The following is a 22,197-nucleotide window of genomic DNA, read 5'->3' as shown; positions in this document are numbered from 1 at the left end:
GGACATCGATGACGAAATCTGAATTGATTTCCAAGCTTGCTGCTCGATACCCCCAGCTCTTGGCAAAAGATACTGAATTAGCCGTCAAAATGATACTTGATGCGATGGCTAGTAGTCTCTCTAAAGGAGAGCGTATCGAAATTCGTGGATTTGGCAGTTTTGATTTAAATTACAGACCAGCCCGTATTGGCCGTAATCCAAAGTCTGGAGAAAAGGTTCATGTACCTGAAAAATACGTTCCGCATTTTAAAGCAGGAAAAAAAATGCGTGAACGCGTTGATTTTCAAACAAAAGATGAAGCGTAATTAATCCATTCAAAATGGAACGGATGCTCTTTTTGATCTGATAACAATTATTGGTCGGGAAGAGCATCTTTATATTTTATATAATGTAAAGTTTATGTATTTTTTTATTTGGTTCCTAAACATAATACTTTTTTTATTCCTATTTAGCTTTGCTGCAAAAAATACTGAAATAATAACTATTAATTATTATTTTGATTTTGAATGGCAAGTTCCGATAATAGTAGTTTTATTGACTTTTTTTGCATCAGGTATTGCTTTTGGATATTTTATTTGTTTTATCAAAAGATTAAGAAAAAAATTATAATATTATTGCATGAATAATCCGCGCATTATTGTTGCCCTTGATTTCTCTAATAAAAAACAGGCACTTGAATTTGCATGTAAATTGGATAAGAATTTATGCAAAATAAAAGTTGGTAAAGAACTTTTCACTATTGGTGGCCCACAATTAATAGAACAATTGATGGGCTACGGTTTTGATATTTTTCTTGATTTAAAATACCATGATATCCCGAATACTGTAGCTAGCGCTTGTAGAGCTGCGTCAGATCTGGGCGTATGGATGGTTAATGTTCACGCGTTGGGAGGGAGAAAAATGCTTATTGCTGCTCAAGAAGCACTCTCCACAAAAAAAACAAAACTCATCGCGGTAACTCTACTTACTAGTTTAAATGAGAGTGATCTCCATGAAATAGGCTTGAATGAAGAGCCAATCAATATCGTGCAGCGCCTTGCTTTACTTGCTAGCGATTGTGGTCTTGATGGTGTAGTTTGCTCAGCCATGGAAGCACCACAACTTCGTAAAATCATTCCAAAAGATTTTTGTTTAGTAACGCCAGGGATTCGTCCTCTCAATTGTAATAAAAATGATCAGACGCGCGTAGCAACACCCCAAGAGGCTATACAAAGTGGCGCTGATTATTTGGTAATTGGCAGACCAATTACTCAATCCCCCAACCCTCTCTTAATGCTTCAGCAATTAAACCATGAGATTGAAACAATCCAACAATAATGAGAAGAAATAAAGATTACTCCGTCAAAGCGAAGATTTCTTTCTACTAGCTCCTCAAAGAGCTCAAGGTTACTATCTTTTTATTTTACGCAATCACATGATTGCTTTTTGTGGTTGCCAACCCATCCATGCAACATCTTACAAAGTAGCCAAGCAATTTCCCAAAAAATTATATTTCTCCTCCTCCATTGCAGATAAATACTACATAGTATTATTATTTTATGTCATCTGCATCAAATTCTAATATTCCCTTATTTAATTCACTTAGTTCTTAATCAAATCAAAAGATTAAAATAGAAATATAGCTTTTTTTTATTATATATCATTATGCAAAAAGTATTTAAACTCTAGAACTAATCTATTCGTGCAAATTTTTAGATAAAAAAAGTTTTATGAAATTTTAATATAAACAATGTTTTACATTTATATTATTCCTTGATATACTTTATATCGATTTATCATGTAAGCATAAATTAAAAGCATGTCTACTAAGAACATTGTCATTTTATTTATTTACGCATGTCTAATAACCGGCTGTGGATCAATAGGGAAAAAGGAAACAAATTTTAGTGAACAACCTAATATCCAAAATGATGATAAAACAAGTTCACATTCTATAAAAAATATTTTATATGAAAACTATAGAAAGTGGCAGGGTGTCCGCTACCGGTTTGGAGGTTTAAGTCAAGACGGAATTGATTGCTCAGGGCTTGTTCATGTTGTTTATAAAAAAGGATTAGGTAAAGAATTACCAAGAACAGCATCCCAACAATCAAGATTAGGAAAAGTAATAAGTAAAAATGATCTAAAATCAGGTGATTTAGTATTTTTTAAAACAAAAAGATCAAATCATGTTGGAATCTATCTTGAAAACAGGAAATTTATCCATGCTTCTCGAACTAGAGGGGTAACGATATCCAGATTAGATAATAATTATTGGAAATCCAAATATTGGAAATCAGTTAGAATCTAATAATTAATATTTAAAAACTGATTAATTTTAATGTTTCAGAAAATCACTCAATCATTCTGGGCGCAGAATCAGCATCCTCTCCTCCAGCTCCAGCATCAATAAGCCATTAATTAGCTTGAGTAAGCATCCTGCTTGCACCGTAAGCACTTAATACAAGCACGCCAGTTCCCACTATGAGCGAATCATCTGTTAAGTATCCAAGAATATAAAAACCTAGATATGTATGTGAGGTTATTAGATTTAAATCTTGCTGAGTCAATATTGCTGTATAGATGGCGGGAAAATCTGCTGTACATAATAATTCGATAAAATTAACTATGACAGCCAATATCGCAACTGCTATCAGAACAAATAGCATCTGTCTTTAGCCAAAATTGCTCTCATTCAAACATATAGAAAAGCTTAGCAAAATCTGGAAATAGGAGCTCTCATTATCTATTTCTATTCCAGATTTTGCTAAGCTTTTCTGATGGAGAAATATTTGAAATCACACAGCATCACTTTTGCGTATCTTATTTATGGTTAAGAAGATGTTATCTGCTTGATTTCTTAGTGAGAACTGCACTATTACTATAAAACAACCGGTCTATCCGGGAGTACATTTCCTCCTCCTTTTGATGCTAGGGGGAAATGTTTTTTCAATTGATAATCAATTGTGTTTATTGCAGCCAGCACACCTTTTTCAAATTGTCCTTTTCGGAAAGCTACTTCCATCTCCTGACAAATCTTTTCCCACTCTTTGTGATCCACTTTAGCGTCTATCCCGCGATCAGCTACAATCTCTACATCTTGATCAGCATGTAATAAATAAATCAGCACACCATTGTTATGTGGTGTGTCCCATACCCGCAACAATGAAAAAATATCTATCGCTCTCTCTCGTGCAGATTGTTTTTTCAGCAGAGATACCAAATTTAGTGAAGCTTCTACCGCAAACAGAATTTCACCATCATGATTCATCTCAGACTGTTTGATAGCTTGTTCAATCCTCGCTAATGAAGCAGCAGGAAGTGCGCACTTTATTGTCATTTGACCAATAAAAAGATGTCTGATTATCCGCAGAAAATTCATTTACCATCTCCCCGAAGCACCACCACCTCCAAAACCGCCACCTCCCCCGCGGAATCCACCTCCTCCAAAACTGCCACCGCCGGGCCAGCTACTGCGTCCGCCGCGGTAAATACCTCGATTTGTGCTCTCAAATAAGCTGATAATAAAAATAACAATTGCAATAAAAATAGCGATTGCCAACGAGGAAAAAATCAACCATACGATTGAGCCAGCAATAGTTCCTGCTACGGTAGCACCAATCAGGCGCCCAAACATAACCTGCAATATTCTGCCAAGCACGAGAAATAGCAGCAAAATAGGAATAATGTTATCCAGAATAATACTTGGACCACTTGATACATCTGTGTCACGCCTGATAGAAGGTGAAGGCAGCGGTTCACCCTCGATGATTTTTAAAATATGTTCAATACCTGCCCGGAGCCCGCCGGCAAAATCTTCTTCCCTAAACGCTGGTACGATGATCTCATCGATAATCCGCTTTACTACAGCATCTGGTAACACACCTTCCAACCCATAGCCCACTTCGATTCGCAGCGCTCTATCATTTTTGGCAACAAGAAGAAGGACAGCATCATCCACTCCTTTGCGCCCAAGCTTCCAGGCTTCAGCCACACGCATCGAGTATTGTTCGATAGTTTCGGGTTGTGTCGTTGGTATGATCAATATGGCCACTTGAACCCCTTTTTTAATTTCATAATCTGCCAACTTTTGCTCCAGTTGAGCAATTTCACTCTTTGATAGCGTGTGGGTTAAATCGGTTACGCGGGTTTTAAGTGGGGGGATCACTACTTCGGCCAAAGAAAGCGTAGTGAAAATACACAATATGACCATCATCAGTAATTTAGCACTGACTCCAGTCATTCCGTGAAATATCATGTTATCTTATCTTGCTGTGATTTAAGAAACTTAATAATGCTCTTACTACTTGGCTTGCGCAGGTACATTAAAATCAACCTTTGGTGCAATGGAGATTTCTTTTTCATTTTCAACTGTAAAATTGGGTTTTACCTGAAAATCAAATAGCATTGCTGTTAGGTTGCTCGGAAACGAACGCACGGTCACGTTGTATTCCTGAACTGCCTTAATATAACGATTACGAGCTACAGTTATGCGATTCTCCGTGCCTTCCAATTGTGCCTGCAAGTCACGGAAATTAACATTAGATTTGAGTTGCGGATAGTTCTCTACCACAACCAGTAAACGTGCGAGCGCACTCGATAATTCTGCCTGAGCACTCTGAAATTTTGCAAAGGCTTCAGGATTCTCGATCAATTCCGGTGTAGCTTGGATACCACTCACTTTCGAGCGAGCATTGGTCACACCCAGCAACACCTCTTTTTCCTGGGCAGCATAACCTTTTACCGTATTGACCAAATTTGGGATCAGATCCGCCCGACGCTGATATTGATTGATTACCTCAGACCAACTTGCTTTAACCTGTTCATCCATTGATTGCAACGTATTGTATCCGCAGCCACTTAGAGCCAGCATATAGAGCATTATCAGGTAAAATAGAAGCTTCTGCATAATCATCTCCTAAGCAAAAAGGATACAAAGCGGATAAAAATAATTTAAAAATTATACTGACCCGAGATTGATATAACTCCACAAAAATACATTTGGGATAAGAGACTATCTTACTTGATCCATCAGATAAATTTTCTTAATATCCAATGGTACAATGCCATCAATATCGATATTATCGTTCTGATAATGACTTATTAATATATAAACAAATTTTTAATGCTTTCAAGTTTTAAACTTTACGATATTTATAATTAAATAAAAATCTTCTTGAAAATACTATGTATAAAATAAATTTATCATTGTTATTTTTATTGCTGTTTAGCGTATTTTCTGTTATTACACATGCAACCCAAATACAAAAATCTTTCTTACCCTTATCATTAGCAAATAAAATAATAGCAGCAGCGGTACAACAATGTGAGCAAAATGGTTTTCAAGTTTCCGTAGCAGTTGTTGATCAAAGTGGTGTAATACGAGCACAAGTAAGAATGGATGGTGCTGGTGCACATACTATTGAAAGCAGTTTTCGCAAGGCTTACACTTCTGCTAGCCTGAAATTATCAACGCTGAAAATAGCACAGATTGCTGCCAAGGATCCAGAATTACAAGGCTTGCATCATATGGCCAATAATATTCTTCTATTAGGTGGTGGTTTACCAATTAAAATCAACGGTGAAGTAGTTGGGGGAATTGGTGTGGGCGGTGCACCGGGTGCACATCGTGACGAAGTCTGTGCAGAGGCAGGTCTAAAAAGTATTCAAGAAAGTAAATAATCTTGCTGTTTGCTGGAAAATTATTTGTTTTTAAAAAACTTACATGATGGCTAGCTTCAATAATCCATCATGATGAGTGCCCCATGTTTTACACTTGTCACCAAAATTAGTGACAAGCCATATAAAAAAACTACAACTGTCAATTGGTTTATTTCAACCACTCAATACAAGTTATTTCTCTCTATTTATTACCTGTGTTATCCTTGCAGGTTTAGCTTAAAATTAGATTATAAATAAAGCACTAAATTGTTCTGCAAGCGCTACTCCAAAATAATTACTTATGAAATCTCTCCTAATTTGCTATATCCATGGTTACTGATCACTTTGACGTTATCATCGTAGGTGGCGGACCGGTTGGCATGGCGCTAGCCATTAGCTTGCATGAAAGGGGGATATCAAGTTTGCTGCTGGAGGCTCAAGGACTACCTGAACAAGTTAAGGATCCTCGCCCATTAGCACTTTCTTATGGAAGTCATCTGATTTTGCAAAGATTAGGTGTCTGGTCAACATTATCACAAATAACTCCCATCACGACTATACATATTTCCAATCGCGATCACTTTGGCCGCACGGTATTGACTTCAAAAGATGCGGGTGTACCAACATTAGGATATGTGGTGAATTACTATGATTTGTATCGATCTATGCATCAACTGCTGCAAATCCATAGCGCAAATTATCGAGTTGGTGCAACGGTAACAATAATAAAAACGACTCCCAAGCAAGCGCAGGTCGAATACCAACAAGCTGGAGAAAATAAGCAAGCCATTGCAAAGCTGCTCGTGTTAGCGGATGGGGGACGTCTAGCGACACAAATTGAAGGTATTAATTACCACACACATAAATATCACCAATGGGCGATCGTTGCTAATATCCAGACATCTGTTCCTCAAAACGGAATAGCGTATGAACGCTTCACCTCGGAGGGACCAATAGCTTTACTTCCATCAGGCGACGGTTTTGCACTGGTATGGACTGTTCCATTTGCAACAGCTGAGGCAATACTGAGTTTAGATGACAACACTTTCCTTACTCAGCTCCATCACCATTTTGGCGATCGATTAGGAGAATTTATTAGCACTGGAAAACGCTCAGGATTTCCTCTCGCACTCACGTATGCTTCACCTACCATAGCTTTAAGAATAGCTCTTGTGGGTAATGCTGCTCAAACTCTGCATCCAGTTGCTGGGCAAGGCTTTAATCTGGGGTTACGTGATGCTTGGGAGTTGGCTAATGAAATTGTTCAGTCTTCAGCGCTAACTTCTGAAATAGGATCATCCCGAATGCTCAGAACGTATGCTAATAAGCGTCAGATAGATAGAGATGCAGGAAAATTATTTACCCATTCTCTAGCAAAAATATTTGTAAGCGATCTCCCTCTCTTACAGACTTTCTGTGGTATGGGGCTGAATGTATTGGATTGTTTACCACCCCTAAAACGTTTTGTCGCACGGCGCATGATATTTGGCGCAAGAGGCTAATTTGTCGGATAATATTATGACCTGCTGTTTTTCAATCTTTTGCTTTTAAAAAAGCTAGCAGAATTAGTATTAATTTCTAATTATTCCTGTATCGAATTTGAGTCACACCATGCAAATTGGTCCTTATGCTCTCAAGAACAAGCTGATTGTTGCACCAATGGCTGGCGTGACAGATCGTCCTTTTCGGCAGCTTTGTAAGCACATGGGTGCTGGCATGGCAGTATCGGAAATGGTATCAAGCAATTCTCTATTATGGGGATCAGAAAAAACTCGCCGACGCGCGAGCCATGAGGGTGAAGTGGCCCCTGTTTCTGTACAGATTGCTGGAGCTGACCCTAAAATGATGGCTGATGCAGCCCGCTACAATGTTGATCAAGGCGCGCAGATCATCGATATCAACATGGGTTGTCCTGCTAAGAAAATCTGTAATGTCATGGCAGGTTCTGCATTATTGCAGAATGAAATATTGGTTGGGAAAATTCTTGATGCCGTTACCCATGCTGTTGATATTCCAGTAACCTTAAAAATACGTACTGGCTGGGACACACAACATAAAAATGCTGTGACCGTAGCGCGTATTGCCGAAAATGCTGGAATACAAGCATTGGCTATTCATGGCCGTACACGTGCTTGTGCTTATCGGGGTGAAGCTGAATATGACACCATAGCAGAAGTAAAAGCTTCTACTAAGAAGATACCGATTATTGCCAATGGTGATATCACGACACCAGAGAAAGCTAAACAGGTGATTGATTATACCGGTGCAGATGCTGTCATGATCGGTCGTGCTGCGCAAGGAAGGCCATGGATTTTTCGAGAAATCGATTATTATTTCAGGACGGGTAAATACCTGCCACCGCCAGAAGTTACCGAAATTCACCAGGTGCTAATTAGTCATCTCCATGATCTTTACAATTTTTATGGAGAATATTCGGGCGTACGTATCGCCCGTAAACATATATCCTGGTATACCAAAGGACTTATCGGCTCTGCTGCCTTTCGACATACCATGAATCAGTTACAAACAACGGATGAACAACTAGCAGCAACTAATACTTTTTTCTATCAACTTGCTAATTATGGACAAAGACTCACTTATATCGAGGATGAGGTAATAACGGGTGTATGAGTACCTTCAATGAAAATGAAATTGCCTGCTGTATACGTAAATCAATTGAAATCTATCTCAAGGATTTGGATGGGGAGAGACCTTGTTCAATCTATGAAATGGTCATCCGGAGCGTGGAAAAGCCATTATTTGAATTGGCTATGAATTATGCTGAAGGAAATCAAACAAAAGCAGCGGAGCTCCTTGGTATCAATCGAAATACACTCCGTAATAAATTAGCTAAACACCGAATCAAATAAATTTTGTGAAATGATAATAAAACAAGCGTTAATCAGCGTTTCAAATAAAACAGGCATTGTTGAGCTGGCTAAGAAACTACATCAATTTGGAATCAATATTATTTCTTCTGGAGGCACTGCCAGGTTACTGCAAGAAGCAGGCATAGCTGTGACAGAAGTTAGTGAGTACACAAATTTTCCTGAAATGCTTGATGGGCGAGTAAAAACACTACATCCTAAAATTCACGCTGGTATTTTGGCTAGAATGGATCTGCCCGAGCATCAGCAAGCCATACAAAGAGCTGGAATACCTCCTATTGAATTAGTTATTGTCAATTTATACCCATTTGTTGAGACTATCGCTCGCGCTGACTGTACGCTTGATGAAGCAATTGAAAATATTGATATCGGTGGACCCACCTTAATTCGAGCAGCTGCAAAAAATTATCAGCATGTTACAGTCATTACTGATCCGGAGGATTACCCGGTTTTATTGGCTGAAATGGAATCAGGTAATGGTGCAGTAGCATTAACGCGCCGTTTTCAGTTTGCACAAAAGGCCTTTTCACATACTGCTCATTATGATAGCGCTATCAGTAACTACCTAACATCAATTGACTCCAATAAACAACGACGGTTATTTCCAGATTGTCTCAATCTTAATTTCAGTATCATTCAATCTTTGCGCTATGGTGAAAACCCGCACCAGGAAGCTGCTTTTTATCGTGATGCTATAAATCTACCTGGAAGTCTGGCAAACTATACACAGTTACAAGGTAAAGAATTATCTTATAACAATATTGCGGATACAGATGCAGCTTGGGAATGTGTAAAAACCTTTGATCATCCTGCTTGTGTCATTGTCAAACATGCCAATCCATGCGGAGTTGCCATTGCTGATACTCCCCTCGCCGCTTATAAACTAGCCTTTGCAACTGATCCAACCTCCGCATTTGGAGGTATTATTGCCTTTAACCGCTCCGTCGATGTTGAATTAGCCAAGGCAATTTCGCAGCAGTTCGTAGAAGTCATTATTGCACCTGAAATTTCACTTGAAGCTAGCAGTATCCTAAATCAAAAGCCTAATGTACGTGTACTAACGGTACCATTACAGATACAGCCCAACCGCTATGAATTAAAACGGGTAGGCGGGGGATTATTGGTGCAGACACCGGATAGCCTTAATATCACAGAAAATCAGTTAAAAGTAGTTTCCAAAGCCCAGCCGACACGACAACAAATTGAAGATTGCCTATTTGCCTGGCGTGTCGCAAAATTTGTCAAATCTAATGCCATCGTATTTTGTGCCCAAGGGCAAACACTAGGTATTGGAGCAGGCCAAATGAGTCGAATAGATAGCGCCCGCATCGCTTCAATTAAAGCTAGTCAAGCTGGGCTGAGTTTAGTTGATTCTGTTGTTGCCTCAGATGCCTTTTTTCCTTTCCGAGATGGATTGGATGTTGTCGTCCAGGCAGGTGCTAGAGCCGTTATTCAACCAGGGGGCAGTATTCGAGATGAAGAAGTAATTCAAGCAGCTGATGAACACGGTATCGTGATGATCTGTACAGGGGTGCGGCATTTCAGGCACTAAATGGGAATATCCTAAAATTACACCTCAACCCCCCCTTACTTTTTGCCAATTTTTTAATATTCATTAAGTTGCTATTTCTTAGAATATGAATTTACTCGTAATCGGAAGCGGCGGTAGAGAGCATGCATTGGCCTGGAAATTGAGTCAATCTTCACGTATCCGCAAAGTTTATGTCGCACCAGGCAATGCAGGTACTGCACTCGAACCAGGATTAGAGAATATTCCTTTCACTGCAATATCCGATCTTGTGGCATTTGCTCAGAAAGAAAAAATTGCATTAACTGTCGTTGGCCCCGAATCTCCTTTAGCTGATGGTATTGTCGATGTTTTCGATGCTGCAGGTCTTAAAATCTTTGGGCCAACTAAAAAGGCTGCGCAACTAGAAGCATCAAAGACCTTTGCTAAAGCGTTCATGCAACGCCATGGTATTCCAACCGCTGCATCTGCAAGCTTTGACAACCCATCTGAAGCGCATCATTATATTGAACAGAAAGAAGGCCCAATTGTAATCAAAGCGGATGGTCTGGCAGCAGGAAAAGGTGTTGTAATTGCAATGACACTCGCAGACGCCCATGAAGCAATTGATACTATGTTGATAGAAAATAAATTGGGTGAAGCAGGCGCTCGAATCCTAATTGAAGATTATCTTGAGGGGGAAGAAGCCAGCTTTATTGTTATGTCGGATGGTCGAAATGTGTTACCTCTTGCTACCAGTCAGGATCACAAACGCTTGCTAGATAACGATAAAGGGCCGAATACAGGCGGCATGGGCGCTTATTCACCTGCTCAAATAGTATCCCCCACGCTACATGCCAAGATTATGCGTGAAATTATCACACCAACCATACAAGGGATGGCACGTGATGGCGAGCTCTACACCGGATTTCTTTATGCTGGATTAATGATTACTCCAAAGGGAGAAGTTAAGGTGCTGGAATTTAACTGTCGTTTGGGTGATCCAGAAACACAACCTATTATGCTGCGATTGAAAAGTGATCTCACTATATTACTGGAGCACGCAATGAATAGAACACTGGACAAGGTTGAAATTGAATGGGACCGGCGTGCAGCATTGGGCGTTGTTATGGCTGCCGAAGGGTATCCAGGTGAACCACAAAAAAATGATGCCATCACTGGTTTAGCTGAAATAATGATCAATCAATCATCTACAGATGATTTTCATATATTTCATTCAGGTACTGTGTTTGGTAATCAAGGTAAGAATGAAATCTTAACAGCTGGAGGACGCGTACTGTGCGTAACTGCGTTAGGTGAAAATATCAAACTGGCTCATCAACGTGCTTACGATATCGCAAGCAAAATTCATTTTAAAGGATGCCAGATGAGGCATGATATCGGCTATAAAGGAATAGGAAATCACGACAAATAAAAAAGCCCCAATTTACGCTTAGCGTTGAGTACATTTTATACAAGCAGTTCCATTTGCAGGTACCGCAGTTGCCCCATTCATTTTTAACACCTCCTCACAATTCTTACTTCTTCCTCCCTTAAAAATCGATGAATCATAAATAGTCGTCAAATCGTCTAATTGATTATGAACCAATCTTTTTTACATAATTTTGCCTGAGTTAGTAAACTAATTTTACATCCTGCAATCTGCTCGGCATAAAGCTTCTAATTTAATTTAATATAATTAAAATTTGTGATAGTTGAAATCAACATATCTTTATATGCAAGGATAGATTGTGATAGCTAAATGGGTAATCTTGATTATTGTTGTGTTTTTAATTTATTGGAGCCTTAGAAATCTTCAACGAGCAAAAAAGCAATCTACAAAATCAAAGAATGAAATCGAAGATATGGTTTGTTGCGCACATTGTGGCTTACATATTCCAAGAACTGAAAGTATTACTGCAAATAAAAAATATTTTTGCAGCATCGATCACCAGCAATTATATTTAAAATCATCACAATAGCTTTACAGTTCTCCCGGGCTTATTTTTCTATTATCAGATCTTTTAGTATGTTCATTATTCCTTGATATATCGAAGCCCAATCACCTGAATCAGATAATCTAAGACAATTTACGATTAACCCAGAGTGCCGCAGTAAACAATAGCATAGCACCTGCCTGATGGGCTGCAGCCAAAGGTAATGGCACGACTAATAATAACGTAGTAATTCCTAAGCTGACTTGTATTACCAACATCATCAAAAGAAGATGACATGCCAATTGTTGGGAACAGGAAAGTGAGTATTTTCTTGCTTTGAACCAGAAAAGAGGCACAAGAAATGCTAATAACCATCCGATCATGCGATGATCAAACTGAACAGTTGCCATGTTCTCAAAGAAATTACGATACCATGGTTCCAATACAAATAAGTCTGGTGGAATTAAGAAACCGTTCATTAGAGGGAAGGTATTGTAAGCTAAGCCAGCATGAATCCCAGCAACGAGACCACCTGACAATACCATAATAAATATAAGCGTCGTAATCAAAAAAGAAAATCGACGCAAACCATGCAATCCTACCCCATTATTCTGGCGATTTTCCCCAGATGACAATAACCCTGTTGCTACCCAGAACATGGCTACATAAATAATGAAGGCAAGCCCCAAGTGAGCGGTCAGGCGATATTGGCTGACATAAATATTATTCACTAAACCGCTCATCACCATATACCAGCCCATTAGGCCTTGTAGACCACCTAATACAAAAATACCCAGTAATTTGAGACCGAGTATACGATCAACTTGCTTACGGATAACAAAATAAATAAAAGGAACAAAATACACTAGCCCTATAGCACGCCCTAATAAGCGATGAAAATATTCCCACCAGAAGATTCCCTTGAATTCTTCCAATGTCATCCCCTTATTAACTTCTTCATATTGTGGGATTTGGCGATATTTTTCAAAAAGTACTGCCCAGTCGTCCTGGTTAAGTGGTGGAATCGCGCCAATGAGAGGTTGCCACTCGACAATGGACAATCCCGAACCGGTGAGACGAGTCACACCTCCAACAACTACTATGGCAAATACAAGAGCGCAACAAATAAATAACCAAATCGCGATGGGTTTTTGCATAATGACTAAATCAAAAATTGTTTAAATTCAGTGTGTGCTAGATAGAACAAAGAAAAATATTAGCGGGCGCGTAGCAAACGTTGTTTTGAACGCTCCCATTCTTTACGTTTCTCAGTTTCCCGTTTATCGTATTGTTTTTTACCTTTGGCAAGACCTATTTCAACTTTAATTCTACCTGCTTTATAATGCATATCGAGAGGTACCAGCGTGTATCCAGCACGCTCAACTTTACCAATTAGTCGTCCTATCTCCTCTGCATGGAGTAGTAGTTTGCGCGTACGTACTGGATCAGGATTAATGTGGGTTGAAGCTGTAGGCAAAGGACTCACGTGACTACCAATAAGATATAATTCACCATTGCGAATGATAACATAGGCTTCTTTTAATTGAATTCGTCCCGCACGAATCGCTTTGACTTCCCAACCTTCCAGTACAATACCTACTTCGTATTTTTCCTCGATAAAATAATCATGGAACGCTTTTTTATTTTGAGCAATACTCATCTGGAAATATGACAGGAATAAAGGCAATAACTCTAAAATTTTTATATTATTTTATCAGTTTTTCCAGCTTCGGCTCAGATGAAAACAAAAGGTTAATAATCTTATGGCAGAAATAGAAAAATCAGTACTAGTTGGCTACTCAGCGGGCCAAATGTTTAACTTGGTTGACACCGTTGAAAATTATCCAAAATTTCTGCCTTGGTGTGATGGCGCATCGGTTAAGCTTCAAAGTGACGAAATTGCGCATGCAACCGTCCATATTAATTATCATCACATCAAGCATAGCTTTACCACAGAAAATAAACGTCAACCACCAGGACCGACCGACATGACTCCTGGGCAGATCAAAATGAATTTATTAGATGGACCGTTTGAGCATCTGGATGGCCTATGGCGCTTTATTCCTTTATCGGAGAATGCTTGCAAAATAGAATTTCACCTGCATTATACATTCTCTCACAAGCTGTTAGAGAAACTGGTAGGACCCGTGTTTTATGTTATTGCTAATAGTTTAGTAGAAGCTTTCGTAGAACGCGCTGAAGTAATTTATGGATCACGCGACTGAACAAATCGAGGTAGAAGTGGCATATGCACTTCCACAATGTCAGTTTCTTAAACGTTTTTATGTTCCCAGCGGCACAACGATCGAACAGGCCATTACCTTATCTGGAATAAGAGAGATATTTACAGAAATTGATTTGGAAAAGCAAAAAATGGGTATTTTCAGTAAACTCACCCAACCAGGGACTATTCTACAAAATGGCGATCGAGTAGAAATCTATCGCCCTCTTCTACTTGATCCGAAAGAAAATAGAAGAAAGCGCTTAAAAGAGAAGCTCAAAAAATCAAATTATTAGTCTCAATAAAATCAGGCAAGTGGTATCAGTTATCAAAATAAAATTGTAATTTTTTCTGATTCCATTTCTAAATCAAACCTGACTTTGTCGGTTTTTCTTTGCCGTATTATTCATACTGCCTGCGGCTCACCTGCGCGTCACATTTAATTTGGAAATAAAATTATTCCCACTCAATTATAAACAAAAACAAAAAATACATTAAAAACAATTTCTTACAAAGGTATCGACTTACAGAACCATGAAAAATACCACAACTGATATTTTGCACCCGGATCTGCATACCATCTGAACCAACAGCAATTTCAACTTACCTCAATACAGAGCTAGGCTGCAAAACAGCAAAGCACACTCAGTTAGCCTCAATCTTTGTGTTCAAGATCCAAGAATAGCTTTTGTAGCTGAAATTCAAAATCAAATTTTTCCGCTCCGATATCTGAGACAGCAGCAACATCCTCAGGTGAGCTATCTTGTGATGCATAATAATATGCATCAAGCGATAGTCGCGCAAATTGACTCTTGAACTTTGCCAACCAAGCAAGCTTGCTAGCAAAAAAAACAGCCTTCCTAGAAAGATGAATTCTCGCAAAAACAGAAGGCATGAATTCTTTTTTATCAAAAGCAACTACCGGATTACCTATTGACAGCAAATTAGGTTTTCCCTCCCGCCTGACAAATGATACTTTCTTTACAGACTCATAGATTCCAGATGGTAGAACACAGCCGCAGACGAGGCCTTTAGCGGAAAATTCAAAAGCAAGTTTTTTCTCAAAAACCGTCCCCCCCAACAAAACACTGCGCTTTTCTAGAAAACAAAAGTCAATAAACCTCCGTACAGCCTCAACTTCCTGCCTTGTGGGTTTACTACTGCAAATTAATGAGTAGTCGTAGCGGAAATTTTTTTTATCTTTTGGATAGAAATACAAATCTTTTTTTGTATATTTACGCAAGTTTTGCGGATATTCATCAGAAATAGATTTTACAACCCCAGCCCCTACCGAGCTAAGAAGCCGCTCATAATCAGCGGATTCCGCCTTCATATGACCGGCCTTCACTGAGTCATTAGGCTCAAACACATATATATGTGCGGGTGAATCTTGCAGCCTATTAATAATCATAGTCCGCACTCTATCCCAATCTAACCCACCATGACCGCAGCCTAACGCAGGAAGTGTCACAACCTTCCCATCTTTATCATCAAGGTAAGTAGAAAGCCATTTCAACCCATCATCAATGTAATAATACTCAGATGGGTTCTTCCAGTGATCTTTAGTGGGGAAATTTACTATCTCAATTTCTTTAGAAATTATATCTTTTTGAATCCAGACAGAAGGAGCTCCAGGTCGAACAACTCCCGAACGGCATTTCTCCACATAATCATCGAACATTTCAGGAAATCGTTTCTTGAACGCGAGCGCAACACCAGCCCCCATCACACCAACACAGTTAACCGTGTTAATCATGATGTCTGCATCAAATTCGAAAAAATCTCCCGAAACAAACTCTACCATAGTACGTTACCTTGTAACCTTTGGAGCACCTCATTCCTGAGAACATCTATTCCACCTGAAACCTGCGCCAACCAAATTTGATTTAAAGAACCAATATCAGCCTTACTTAAGGCCACCAACATATTGATATCCTCAGGAGAGGTAACTATATCAAACAACTGACTCTTGTTCCTTCCCTTGGCTACGATTTCACCAAGCAAATCATCATACGTCACCAGCATCACAATCTTTCGCACTAGATCAGGCGGGAGGACGGGCAAATCCTCTGTCAAAATTCGCTTCAACATAGGCAGGGATTTTTTTGGATGCTCGCCATCAGCCTTATCCATAAAATTGTTAGCCCAGCGAGTTTTCGGCCCTTTACCTATATCGTGAAGGTATGCCGCCATCTCCAATACTTCACGATGAACAGGATCTAGCTGATTATATTCAGGTGAATTCATCACAAGACCAGCAACACGTCGACTATGCGCGCCAACATCTTCATTATGCGGACCGTAATTTGCACCTAATCCATCAATATCTTCAAGTTCTTTAATAGCAGTGAAACTCGCCCGGACAGCTTGCAAAGCCTCACCCAAACTCTGAAATTTAGGCCTCACTTGCCTTTGAAAGGACACCACACCAGAAACCACTTCATCAAAAGAGTACTTTAAAAAGAAGGGTCCCGTCACCAAAGAGGTCCCCCAGTTCCCAGGCTCGCCGTAGTAGTGCTGAAAATTCCCCTCAACCACAGCAGGTGCGGCAACTCCTTTATTCTGAAAAATCTGCCTCACAATATCCGATATAGATCTATTCCAAGTAATTATCTGATTAATCTCACCTAAGGGGACATGATCAGGCAGCAATAGCTCTACCATCTTTCGATGCCTCTCATCATCGTTGTCATATCTCCAACGATCACTATCAATCGTTCGCCAATCTAGCTGATCAAGCTGGTGCGATTGGTTTCCGGAAAAGAAATTCGGCGGAACTTCGGTATTCGCCGAAGCATTCGTAAAATACGCTCCAGGCCTAGACTCCAGCAATAATATTGGCACTGATAAATAGATGATAAACTGCTGATCAACATTCTTCTTGTGAAGAACAGCCAGTTGCATAGGCGTCTTCTTAGCAAAGTAGAATGGTACATAATCATGCACACAACGACCATTTGTGCCAGGCACTTGCATCAGCGCCCTGCGCCCTTGTATCCCCTGCTCAGCAACGTTTACGTGCGTAATTCCGCGAGCGAGTTTCTGATTAGTTGAAAAAATTCCGTTATCGATTATTGATTCAAGGTTCTCTAAAGACGTAAAGTGGTATGTGTTGCGGAACCTATGATTAGCAGAAATTGGCATTTCCCCCCCTTATATCCTTTAAGACAAGTCCATTAGTTATCTTTTGGTAGTTTATTCTTTTCCAGACTCATTGCAATTTGGCGAAATAGAATTTCAATTTCTCCTTGATCACCATCACGCAGAATTTCAACAAAAAGCTCAGAAACATATGTTGGGTCAGCGCTAAACTTCTCCGCCATAATCTCAGCAGGCGTGACGGCCACGTAGAGGCCGTCACGGTCATTCACCTTGTAGAGCTTGTCCTTTGGCTTGAGGTTGCGCAGCTTGGTATCAGTCAGCATGATCGGGTTGGGTCTCCACTTAAAAATACCATGCTCAAAATGCTCCGCATTCCCCCTATAAACCCCCTATAAATCAATTAGTTGCTATGATTCAATACCATGAAAAACCGGTTATGGGCTGCATGGTATCGAGTGCCGAACATGGCATCAGGTTCAGATCGTACCATCTACCATGCCATAAAAACGGAGTGCTTAGCGATGCGAAAATTTGCCAGACGGTGCCAAGCCAAAAATGAAAAAAGCCCGCATTTACGCGGGCTTAGAGGTGATTTAATGCTCCTTGGTGCCGGTCAATGCCGGACACGGGATCATTCCCACTCAATCGTCGCGGGTGGTTTGCCAGAAATATCGTATACAACCCGGTTGATACCACGCACTTCATTAATAATTCGGTTAGAAACCTTGCCTAGCAATGTATAAGGCAATTCTGCCCAGTGAGCAGTCATGAAATCCTGGGTTTGGATGGCACGCAATGCGATTACATACTCATAGCTCCGACCATCGCCCATTACTCCTACTGATTTTATCGGTAAAAATACAGCAAAGGCCTGAGAGGTTCGTTCATACCAGCCGGAAGCTTTGAGTTCCTCTATAAAAATTGCATCTGCCTGGCGTAAAAGATCGGCATATTCATGTTTTACTTCACCTAAAATTCTGACTCCCAATCCAGGTCCAGGAAAAGGGTGACGAAAGACCATATCATGAGGTAGACCCAAGACCAAACCTAGTTCACGAACTTCATCCTTAAATAGTTCACGCAGGGGCTCGAGTAATTTAAGGTGCAGCGTGTCAGGGAGACCGCCTACATTATGATGAGATTTGATCGTATGGGCTTTCTTGGTTTGGCTGCCTGCAGATTCAATCACATCCGGATAAATAGTGCCTTGCGCTAACCATTTGGCATTGGTAATTTTTTCTGATTCACGCTGGAATACCTCGACAAATTCCCGGCCTATAATACGGCGCTTTTGCTCAGGATCAGTAACACCCTGTAATTGCTCCAAGAATTGCCCGCTTGCATCAATGTGAATTACCTTCACATTGAGATTCTTAGTGAATATTTCCATAACCTGCTCAGCTTCATGCTGACGTAATAAACCGTTATCCACAAATACACAGGTAAGTTGATCACCAATTGCCCGATGGATAAGTACAGCCGCAACAGAAGAATCCACACCGCCCGACAAACCCAGGATTACTTTGTCTTTGCCAACCTTAGCTTGAATTCTGCTAATCGATTCTTCGACATAATCTGGCATATTCCAATCATAGTCAGCTGCGCAAATGTTATGAACGAATTGCTCAATAATAACTTTACCTTGCAAGGTATGCGTTACTTCCGGATGAAATTGTAGGCCGTAAAATTGCCGCACCTCATCGGCCATCGCTGCGATTGGTGTTGCAGCATTACTCGCAATGATGCTAAAGCCGGGAGGCAATCCAACCACGTTATCGCCATGACTCATCCATACATCGAGAACCGCTTGCCCTTCTGGACTTGTACGATCATGAATTTCATCAAAGAGTTTACAACTCTGCAGATATAATTCGGCATAACCAAATTCACGCTTCTTAGCGCTTTCTACATTTCCGCCCAACTGGGCAGCCATTACCTGCATTCCATAACAGATACCCAACACCGGAACGCCCAGCTCGAAAACGATTTGTGGCGCACGCGGCGTGTCTTCAATAAAGGCAGAAGCAGGTCCACCTGACAGAATAATGCCTATGGGAGAAAAATCTTTAATAAACTGAGGTGTGACATCATAGGGATGTAGCTCACAATAAACATTAGTTTCTCGAATACGACGAGCAATTAACTGAGTATATTGGGAGCCAAAATCCAGAATAAGAATTTTCTGGTGCATAAAGAGATCTGCTTTTATTCGACCTGATAATTAGGTGCTTGTTTGGTAATCTGCACATCATGAACGTGAGATTCACGTATGCCAGCCGAGGTAATTTCAATAAACTCTGCTTTAGCATGGATTTCTTCAATAGTACTACAGCCCAGATAACCCATACTCGAACGCACTCCTCCCACTAACTGTTGAATGACAGAGGTAATCGGCCCTTTATAGGGAACGCGTCCCTCCACTCCTTCTGGAACCAGTTTATTGGTATCTTGAAGCTTACTATCCTGAAAATAGCGATCACTTGACCCTTGCTGCATGGCAGAAAGTGAACCCATGCCACGATAGCTCTTATATGATCTTCCTTGAAATAATTCAATTTCACCGGGTGCTTCTTCCGTACCAGCAAATAATCCACCTAACATAACAGTGCTCGCTCCCGCTGCAATCGCCTTGGCGATATCGCCTGAATAACGGATACCACCATCTGCTATTGCCGGCACGCCTGTTCCTTCCAATGCTCTAGCCACGTTCTCGATAGCTGTGATCTGTGGCACGCCCACTCCTGCAACAATTCTAGTGGTACAGATCGAGCCAGGACCAATACCAACTTTCACTGCATCCGCTCCGCTATCAACCAGCGCTTTGGCTGCCGCCGCTGTAGCAATATTACCCCCAATAACCTGGATTTTAGGAAAATGGTTTTTAACCCACCGTACATGGTCAAGCACGCTCTGCGAATGCCCATGCGCAGTATCGACCACCAAAACATCCACTCCAGCTTCTATGAGTGCTTCTGCTCGTTCATAACTCCCCTCACCGACTCCTATTGCTGCACCTACCCGCAACCGTTCTTGATCATCTTTGTTGGCATTAGGGTGTTCTGTTGTTTTAGTAATGTCTTTGACGGTAATCAGTCCACGTAATTCAAATTCATCGTTAATCACCAAAACTCTTTCCAACCGATGCTTGTGTAGCAAAGCCAAGACTTCTTCACGGGGGGCGCCTTCTTTTACTGTTACTAAGCGCTTCTTAGGCGTCATAATATTTTTGATCAGTTGATCCAGATTAGTTTCAAATCGGAGATCACGGTTAGTCACAATACCCACGACTTTGGAACCTTCAACGACAGGCAGTCCAGATATCCTGTGCTGTTGAATTAATTCAAGCACTCCTCGCACTGTCATATTGGGAGGGATTGTTATAGGATCTGTCACCACACCACTTTCAAAGCGTTTGACTTTAGAAACCTGTTCAGCTTGCATTTTTATCGACATATTCTTATGAATAAAGCCAATGCCTCCTTCCTGAGCAATGGCAATAGCTAATCTCGCCTCGGTAACAGTATCCATGGCTGCTGACACCAGTGGAATCTTGAGTGTAATATTGCGGGTGAGGCGTGTAGTTAAATCTACATTTCGAGGTAGAACTGCTGAATGAGCAGGAATGAGTAAAACATCATCAAAGGTAAGAGCTTTCTGAATCAGTCGCATGTTAACGATCCTTTGCAAAGCGATATTATAACGAAACCACGCAGAAATATTGCAGAGAGTTCATAACTGCAATAATTGATTGGCCGACTTATGTTTCTGTACTAAATGGCCAAGCAGTAATCATCGTCACCTATTTTCAGAGATCACCTACTTTTGAAGCCAGCTCTTCAGCCAACTTTATAAGACTAACGCCCCCTTCAAGTCCATCAAAAAAGCGCTGGGGAATTCCGGATAAACCGGTTTGTGCACCGGCGAGTGCGCCAGTGAGAATCGCGCGCGCTTGATTTTGTCCTCCACCATTAATCGCATGGAGCACGGCTGATTCAAAATCATTGTGAAACCGGGCTGCCAAGTAGTAAGCAGCCGGTAACTGATGATAGATAGCGCACGGCATACCATAGACAATGGATACTTTCCATGCCGGCTCTATCTGAATTTCTGAATCTGTTACAGCTGCCGCCATATAAGAAGGTGTAAGCAATGCATCTGGGGAAGCAAAGCGACCGGCACGCGAGGGATCGGGGTCACCAAGGCGTGGGGGCCGCAAATCACCGCGTGTTACCGCATGAAAAGGTAATTTGCCATCTTTTACCAATTCCATGAGCTTCCCTGACAACCCGGCGTCAAGAGTATGTCCTTGAACTAAAAGAGCCAACACTGCACCATAGGCCACCGTCATTGAAACAACAGTATGGTCACTCTGGGTCAGCATGGTATTATTGGTGATGGCTGCAGCAAGCTGATCTGGCTGGAACGCGTAACGAACTGCTATCACCAGTGTGCGCTCAATCGCCTCGGTAGTATCTGCATGACTACCGGTTTGTCCCCACGGTAGTTTCTGCTGCACGCGACGTCTCCATGCTTCACGAATCGATTGACTGGTGTAGCCCCCAGGTCCGCTCACGGGTGTGCCATCGAGCAGCGGAAAAAGTTCTTCATCCATCCGCCGGCAGAAGTCGTCTTCATTATATCCACCACACTCAACGAGCGAACGAAGAGTAAGCGCCAGAATGAATCCCGCTTGGGATAACTGACCAGCTTTGCATACAGCATGATAACGATCAGGTTTGGGGTCAGTATAGCCGTCAATCCAGTCACCATAATCGCGACGAAGTTCGTTGAGATCGTAGTACCAATGGGGACCCAGACCTAGCGCATCACCAATGAATGCACCCATGATGGCCCCCATGGCACGATCCTGAATATTGTTAGTAGGCATGTCTTATCCCTTAA

At 40.9% G+C, this 22,197-nt stretch carries 23 protein-coding genes and 1 pseudogene; 13 read left to right on the top strand and 11 right to left on the bottom strand.

Features of this window, described 5'->3' with window-relative positions:
• Nucleotides 1–8: 8 nt before the first annotated feature.
• The 4 genes from BLV54_RS00200 (at nt 9) to BLV54_RS00185 (ending at nt 2,290) form a co-directional block, all read left to right on the top strand.
• Nucleotides 9–305, top strand: coding sequence for an integration host factor subunit beta (locus BLV54_RS00200; protein ID WP_090566032.1), 297 nt, complete (start codon nt 9–11; stop codon nt 303–305).
• Between the two features lie 94 nt (nt 306–399).
• Nucleotides 400–609 carry a lipopolysaccharide assembly protein LapA domain-containing protein gene (locus BLV54_RS17125; protein ID WP_090566029.1) on the top strand — a complete coding sequence of 70 codons (210 nt, stop codon included), beginning with the start codon at nt 400–402 and terminating at the stop codon, nt 607–609.
• Nucleotides 610–618: 9 nt separating this feature from the next.
• The gene (gene pyrF / locus BLV54_RS00190) at nt 619–1,317 is read left to right on the top strand and encodes an orotidine-5'-phosphate decarboxylase (RefSeq protein WP_090566026.1); all 699 of its coding nucleotides are present in this window, start codon (nt 619–621) and stop codon (nt 1,315–1,317) included.
• 481 nt (nt 1,318–1,798) lie between these two features.
• Nucleotides 1,799–2,290, top strand: coding sequence for a C40 family peptidase (locus tag BLV54_RS00185; protein ID WP_090566023.1), 492 nt, complete (start codon nt 1,799–1,801; stop codon nt 2,288–2,290).
• 570 nt (nt 2,291–2,860) lie between these two features.
• Here BLV54_RS00185 and BLV54_RS00175 read toward each other — a convergent pair.
• Genes BLV54_RS00175 through BLV54_RS00165 form a run of 3 tightly spaced genes read right to left on the bottom strand, consistent with a single transcriptional unit; the run spans nt 2,861 to nt 4,888 of the window.
• Nucleotides 2,861–3,361, bottom strand: a complete 501-nt coding sequence (locus BLV54_RS00175; protein WP_090566017.1) for a TPM domain-containing protein — start codon at nt 3,359–3,361, stop codon at nt 2,861–2,863.
• Nucleotides 3,362–4,222, bottom strand: a complete 861-nt coding sequence (locus BLV54_RS00170; protein WP_218132273.1) for a TPM domain-containing protein — start codon at nt 4,220–4,222, stop codon at nt 3,362–3,364.
• Nucleotides 4,223–4,282: 60 nt separating this feature from the next.
• Nucleotides 4,283–4,888 carry a LemA family protein gene (locus BLV54_RS00165; RefSeq protein WP_090566011.1) on the bottom strand — a complete coding sequence of 202 codons (606 nt, stop codon included), beginning with the start codon at nt 4,886–4,888 and terminating at the stop codon, nt 4,283–4,285.
• A 278-nt stretch (nt 4,889–5,166) separates the two neighbouring features.
• Here BLV54_RS00165 and BLV54_RS00160 point away from each other — a divergent pair, with 278 nt between their 5' ends.
• The 7 genes from BLV54_RS00160 to BLV54_RS15340 all read left to right on the top strand — a co-directional run bounded on the left by BLV54_RS00160 (nt 5,167) and on the right by BLV54_RS15340 (nt 12,017).
• Nucleotides 5,167–5,661 carry a GlcG/HbpS family heme-binding protein gene (locus tag BLV54_RS00160; protein WP_090566008.1) on the top strand — a complete coding sequence of 165 codons (495 nt, stop codon included), beginning with the start codon at nt 5,167–5,169 and terminating at the stop codon, nt 5,659–5,661.
• A 308-nt stretch (nt 5,662–5,969) separates the two neighbouring features.
• A complete protein-coding gene (locus BLV54_RS00155; RefSeq protein WP_090566005.1) occupies nt 5,970–7,142 on the top strand; it encodes an FAD-dependent monooxygenase in 1,173 nt (390 codons plus the stop codon).
• Nucleotides 7,143–7,251: 109 nt separating this feature from the next.
• Nucleotides 7,252–8,271, top strand: coding sequence for a tRNA dihydrouridine synthase DusB (gene dusB / locus BLV54_RS00150; protein WP_090566002.1), 1,020 nt, complete (start codon nt 7,252–7,254; stop codon nt 8,269–8,271).
• On the top strand, nt 8,268–8,510 hold the full coding sequence (locus tag BLV54_RS00145; RefSeq protein ID WP_090565999.1) for a helix-turn-helix domain-containing protein: 243 nt from the start codon (nt 8,268–8,270) through the stop codon (nt 8,508–8,510). Before dusB ends, BLV54_RS00145 begins: the two co-directional genes overlap by 4 nt.
• 10 nt (nt 8,511–8,520) lie before the next feature.
• On the top strand, nt 8,521–10,080 hold the full coding sequence (gene purH, locus BLV54_RS00140; RefSeq protein ID WP_090565996.1) for a bifunctional phosphoribosylaminoimidazolecarboxamide formyltransferase/IMP cyclohydrolase: 1,560 nt from the start codon (nt 8,521–8,523) through the stop codon (nt 10,078–10,080).
• Nucleotides 10,081–10,165: 85 nt separating this feature from the next.
• On the top strand, nt 10,166–11,470 hold the full coding sequence (purD, locus tag BLV54_RS00135; protein ID WP_090565993.1) for a phosphoribosylamine--glycine ligase: 1,305 nt from the start codon (nt 10,166–10,168) through the stop codon (nt 11,468–11,470).
• A 316-nt stretch (nt 11,471–11,786) separates the two neighbouring features.
• Complete coding sequence (locus tag BLV54_RS15340) at nt 11,787–12,017, top strand: PP0621 family protein (protein ID WP_143032378.1); 231 nt, start codon at nt 11,787–11,789, stop codon at nt 12,015–12,017.
• A 98-nt stretch (nt 12,018–12,115) separates the two neighbouring features.
• Here the strand turns inward: BLV54_RS15340 and BLV54_RS00130 are convergent, their stop codons facing one another.
• Together BLV54_RS00130 and smpB are read right to left on the bottom strand one after the other, a co-directional pair.
• The gene (locus tag BLV54_RS00130; RefSeq protein WP_090565990.1) at nt 12,116–13,129 is read right to left on the bottom strand and encodes a COX15/CtaA family protein; all 1,014 of its coding nucleotides are present in this window, start codon (nt 13,127–13,129) and stop codon (nt 12,116–12,118) included.
• 59 nt (nt 13,130–13,188) lie between these two features.
• On the bottom strand, nt 13,189–13,632 hold the full coding sequence (gene smpB / locus BLV54_RS00125; protein ID WP_090565987.1) for an SsrA-binding protein SmpB: 444 nt from the start codon (nt 13,630–13,632) through the stop codon (nt 13,189–13,191).
• A gap of 103 nt (nt 13,633–13,735) precedes the next feature.
• On the opposite strand from smpB, the gene BLV54_RS00120 reads away from it, so the two are divergent.
• Together BLV54_RS00120 and BLV54_RS00115 are read left to right on the top strand one after the other, a co-directional pair.
• Complete coding sequence (locus BLV54_RS00120; RefSeq protein ID WP_090565983.1) at nt 13,736–14,197, top strand: type II toxin-antitoxin system RatA family toxin; 462 nt, start codon at nt 13,736–13,738, stop codon at nt 14,195–14,197.
• A complete protein-coding gene (locus BLV54_RS00115; protein ID WP_090565981.1) occupies nt 14,181–14,489 on the top strand; it encodes an RnfH family protein in 309 nt (102 codons plus the stop codon). The genes BLV54_RS00120 and BLV54_RS00115 overlap by 17 nt, the downstream gene beginning before the upstream one ends.
• 359 nt (nt 14,490–14,848) lie before the next feature.
• On the opposite strand, the gene BLV54_RS00110 is transcribed toward BLV54_RS00115, so the two are convergent.
• The 6 genes and pseudogenes from BLV54_RS00110 to BLV54_RS00085 form a co-directional block, all read right to left on the bottom strand.
• Nucleotides 14,849–15,997, bottom strand: coding sequence for a macro domain-containing protein (locus BLV54_RS00110; protein ID WP_090565978.1), 1,149 nt, complete (start codon nt 15,995–15,997; stop codon nt 14,849–14,851).
• On the bottom strand, nt 15,991–17,337 hold the full coding sequence (locus BLV54_RS00105) for a DarT ssDNA thymidine ADP-ribosyltransferase family protein (protein ID WP_090565975.1): 1,347 nt from the start codon (nt 17,335–17,337) through the stop codon (nt 15,991–15,993). The genes BLV54_RS00110 and BLV54_RS00105 overlap by 7 nt, the downstream gene beginning before the upstream one ends.
• A gap of 161 nt (nt 17,338–17,498) precedes the next feature.
• A pseudogene (locus BLV54_RS15335) lies at nt 17,499–17,618 on the bottom strand (integrase); the annotation flags it as partial.
• Nucleotides 17,619–17,926: 308 nt separating this feature from the next.
• Complete coding sequence (gene guaA, locus BLV54_RS00095; RefSeq protein ID WP_090565968.1) at nt 17,927–19,486, bottom strand: glutamine-hydrolyzing GMP synthase; 1,560 nt, start codon at nt 19,484–19,486, stop codon at nt 17,927–17,929.
• A 14-nt stretch (nt 19,487–19,500) separates the two neighbouring features.
• Nucleotides 19,501–20,964, bottom strand: coding sequence for an IMP dehydrogenase (gene guaB / locus BLV54_RS00090; RefSeq protein ID WP_090565965.1), 1,464 nt, complete (start codon nt 20,962–20,964; stop codon nt 19,501–19,503).
• Nucleotides 20,965–21,100: 136 nt separating this feature from the next.
• The gene (locus BLV54_RS00085; RefSeq protein ID WP_090565962.1) at nt 21,101–22,183 is read right to left on the bottom strand and encodes an ADP-ribosylglycohydrolase family protein; all 1,083 of its coding nucleotides are present in this window, start codon (nt 22,181–22,183) and stop codon (nt 21,101–21,103) included.
• Between the last annotated feature and the right edge of the window lie 14 nt (nt 22,184–22,197).

Origin of the sequence: Nitrosomonas sp. Nm33 (assembly GCF_900107265.1) — a bacterium.
In the GTDB taxonomy this organism is placed as follows: Bacteria; Pseudomonadota; Gammaproteobacteria; order Burkholderiales; family Nitrosomonadaceae; genus Nitrosomonas.
The sequence above is the reverse complement of the archived record's forward strand: the minus strand, read 5'-3'. Positions and strand labels throughout refer to the sequence as shown.

Bases quoted from the DNA above. Each gene is read 5' to 3' on its own strand.
- BLV54_RS00160 (WP_090566008.1), top strand. From the start codon at position 5,167: ATGTATAAAATAAATTTATCATTGTTATTTTTATTGCTGTTTAGCGTA.
- purD (WP_090565993.1), top strand. From the start codon at position 10,166: ATGAATTTACTCGTAATCGGAAGCGGCGGTAGAGAGCATGCATTGGCC.
- BLV54_RS00165 (WP_090566011.1), bottom strand. From the start codon at position 4,888: ATGCAGAAGCTTCTATTTTACCTGATAATGCTCTATATGCTGGCTCTA.
- BLV54_RS00145 (WP_090565999.1), top strand. From the start codon at position 8,268: ATGAGTACCTTCAATGAAAATGAAATTGCCTGCTGTATACGTAAATCA.
- purH (WP_090565996.1), top strand. From the start codon at position 8,521: ATGATAATAAAACAAGCGTTAATCAGCGTTTCAAATAAAACAGGCATT.
- BLV54_RS00185 (WP_090566023.1), top strand. From the start codon at position 1,799: ATGTCTACTAAGAACATTGTCATTTTATTTATTTACGCATGTCTAATA.
- BLV54_RS00105 (WP_090565975.1), bottom strand. From the start codon at position 17,337: ATGCCAATTTCTGCTAATCATAGGTTCCGCAACACATACCACTTTACG.
- smpB (WP_090565987.1), bottom strand. From the start codon at position 13,632: ATGAGTATTGCTCAAAATAAAAAAGCGTTCCATGATTATTTTATCGAG.
- BLV54_RS00120 (WP_090565983.1), top strand. From the start codon at position 13,736: ATGGCAGAAATAGAAAAATCAGTACTAGTTGGCTACTCAGCGGGCCAA.
- dusB (WP_090566002.1), top strand. From the start codon at position 7,252: ATGCAAATTGGTCCTTATGCTCTCAAGAACAAGCTGATTGTTGCACCA.
- guaB (WP_090565965.1), bottom strand. From the start codon at position 20,964: ATGCGACTGATTCAGAAAGCTCTTACCTTTGATGATGTTTTACTCATT.
- BLV54_RS00085 (WP_090565962.1), bottom strand. From the start codon at position 22,183: ATGCCTACTAACAATATTCAGGATCGTGCCATGGGGGCCATCATGGGT.
- pyrF (WP_090566026.1), top strand. From the start codon at position 619: ATGAATAATCCGCGCATTATTGTTGCCCTTGATTTCTCTAATAAAAAA.
- BLV54_RS17125 (WP_090566029.1), top strand. From the start codon at position 400: ATGTATTTTTTTATTTGGTTCCTAAACATAATACTTTTTTTATTCCTA.
- BLV54_RS00155 (WP_090566005.1), top strand. From the start codon at position 5,970: ATGGTTACTGATCACTTTGACGTTATCATCGTAGGTGGCGGACCGGTT.
- BLV54_RS00200 (WP_090566032.1), top strand. From the start codon at position 9: ATGACGAAATCTGAATTGATTTCCAAGCTTGCTGCTCGATACCCCCAG.
- guaA (WP_090565968.1), bottom strand. From the start codon at position 19,486: ATGCACCAGAAAATTCTTATTCTGGATTTTGGCTCCCAATATACTCAG.
- BLV54_RS00110 (WP_090565978.1), bottom strand. From the start codon at position 15,997: ATGGTAGAGTTTGTTTCGGGAGATTTTTTCGAATTTGATGCAGACATC.
- BLV54_RS00115 (WP_090565981.1), top strand. From the start codon at position 14,181: ATGGATCACGCGACTGAACAAATCGAGGTAGAAGTGGCATATGCACTT.
- BLV54_RS00175 (WP_090566017.1), bottom strand. From the start codon at position 3,361: ATGAATTTTCTGCGGATAATCAGACATCTTTTTATTGGTCAAATGACA.
- BLV54_RS00170 (WP_218132273.1), bottom strand. From the start codon at position 4,222: ATGACTGGAGTCAGTGCTAAATTACTGATGATGGTCATATTGTGTATT.
- BLV54_RS00130 (WP_090565990.1), bottom strand. From the start codon at position 13,129: ATGCAAAAACCCATCGCGATTTGGTTATTTATTTGTTGCGCTCTTGTA.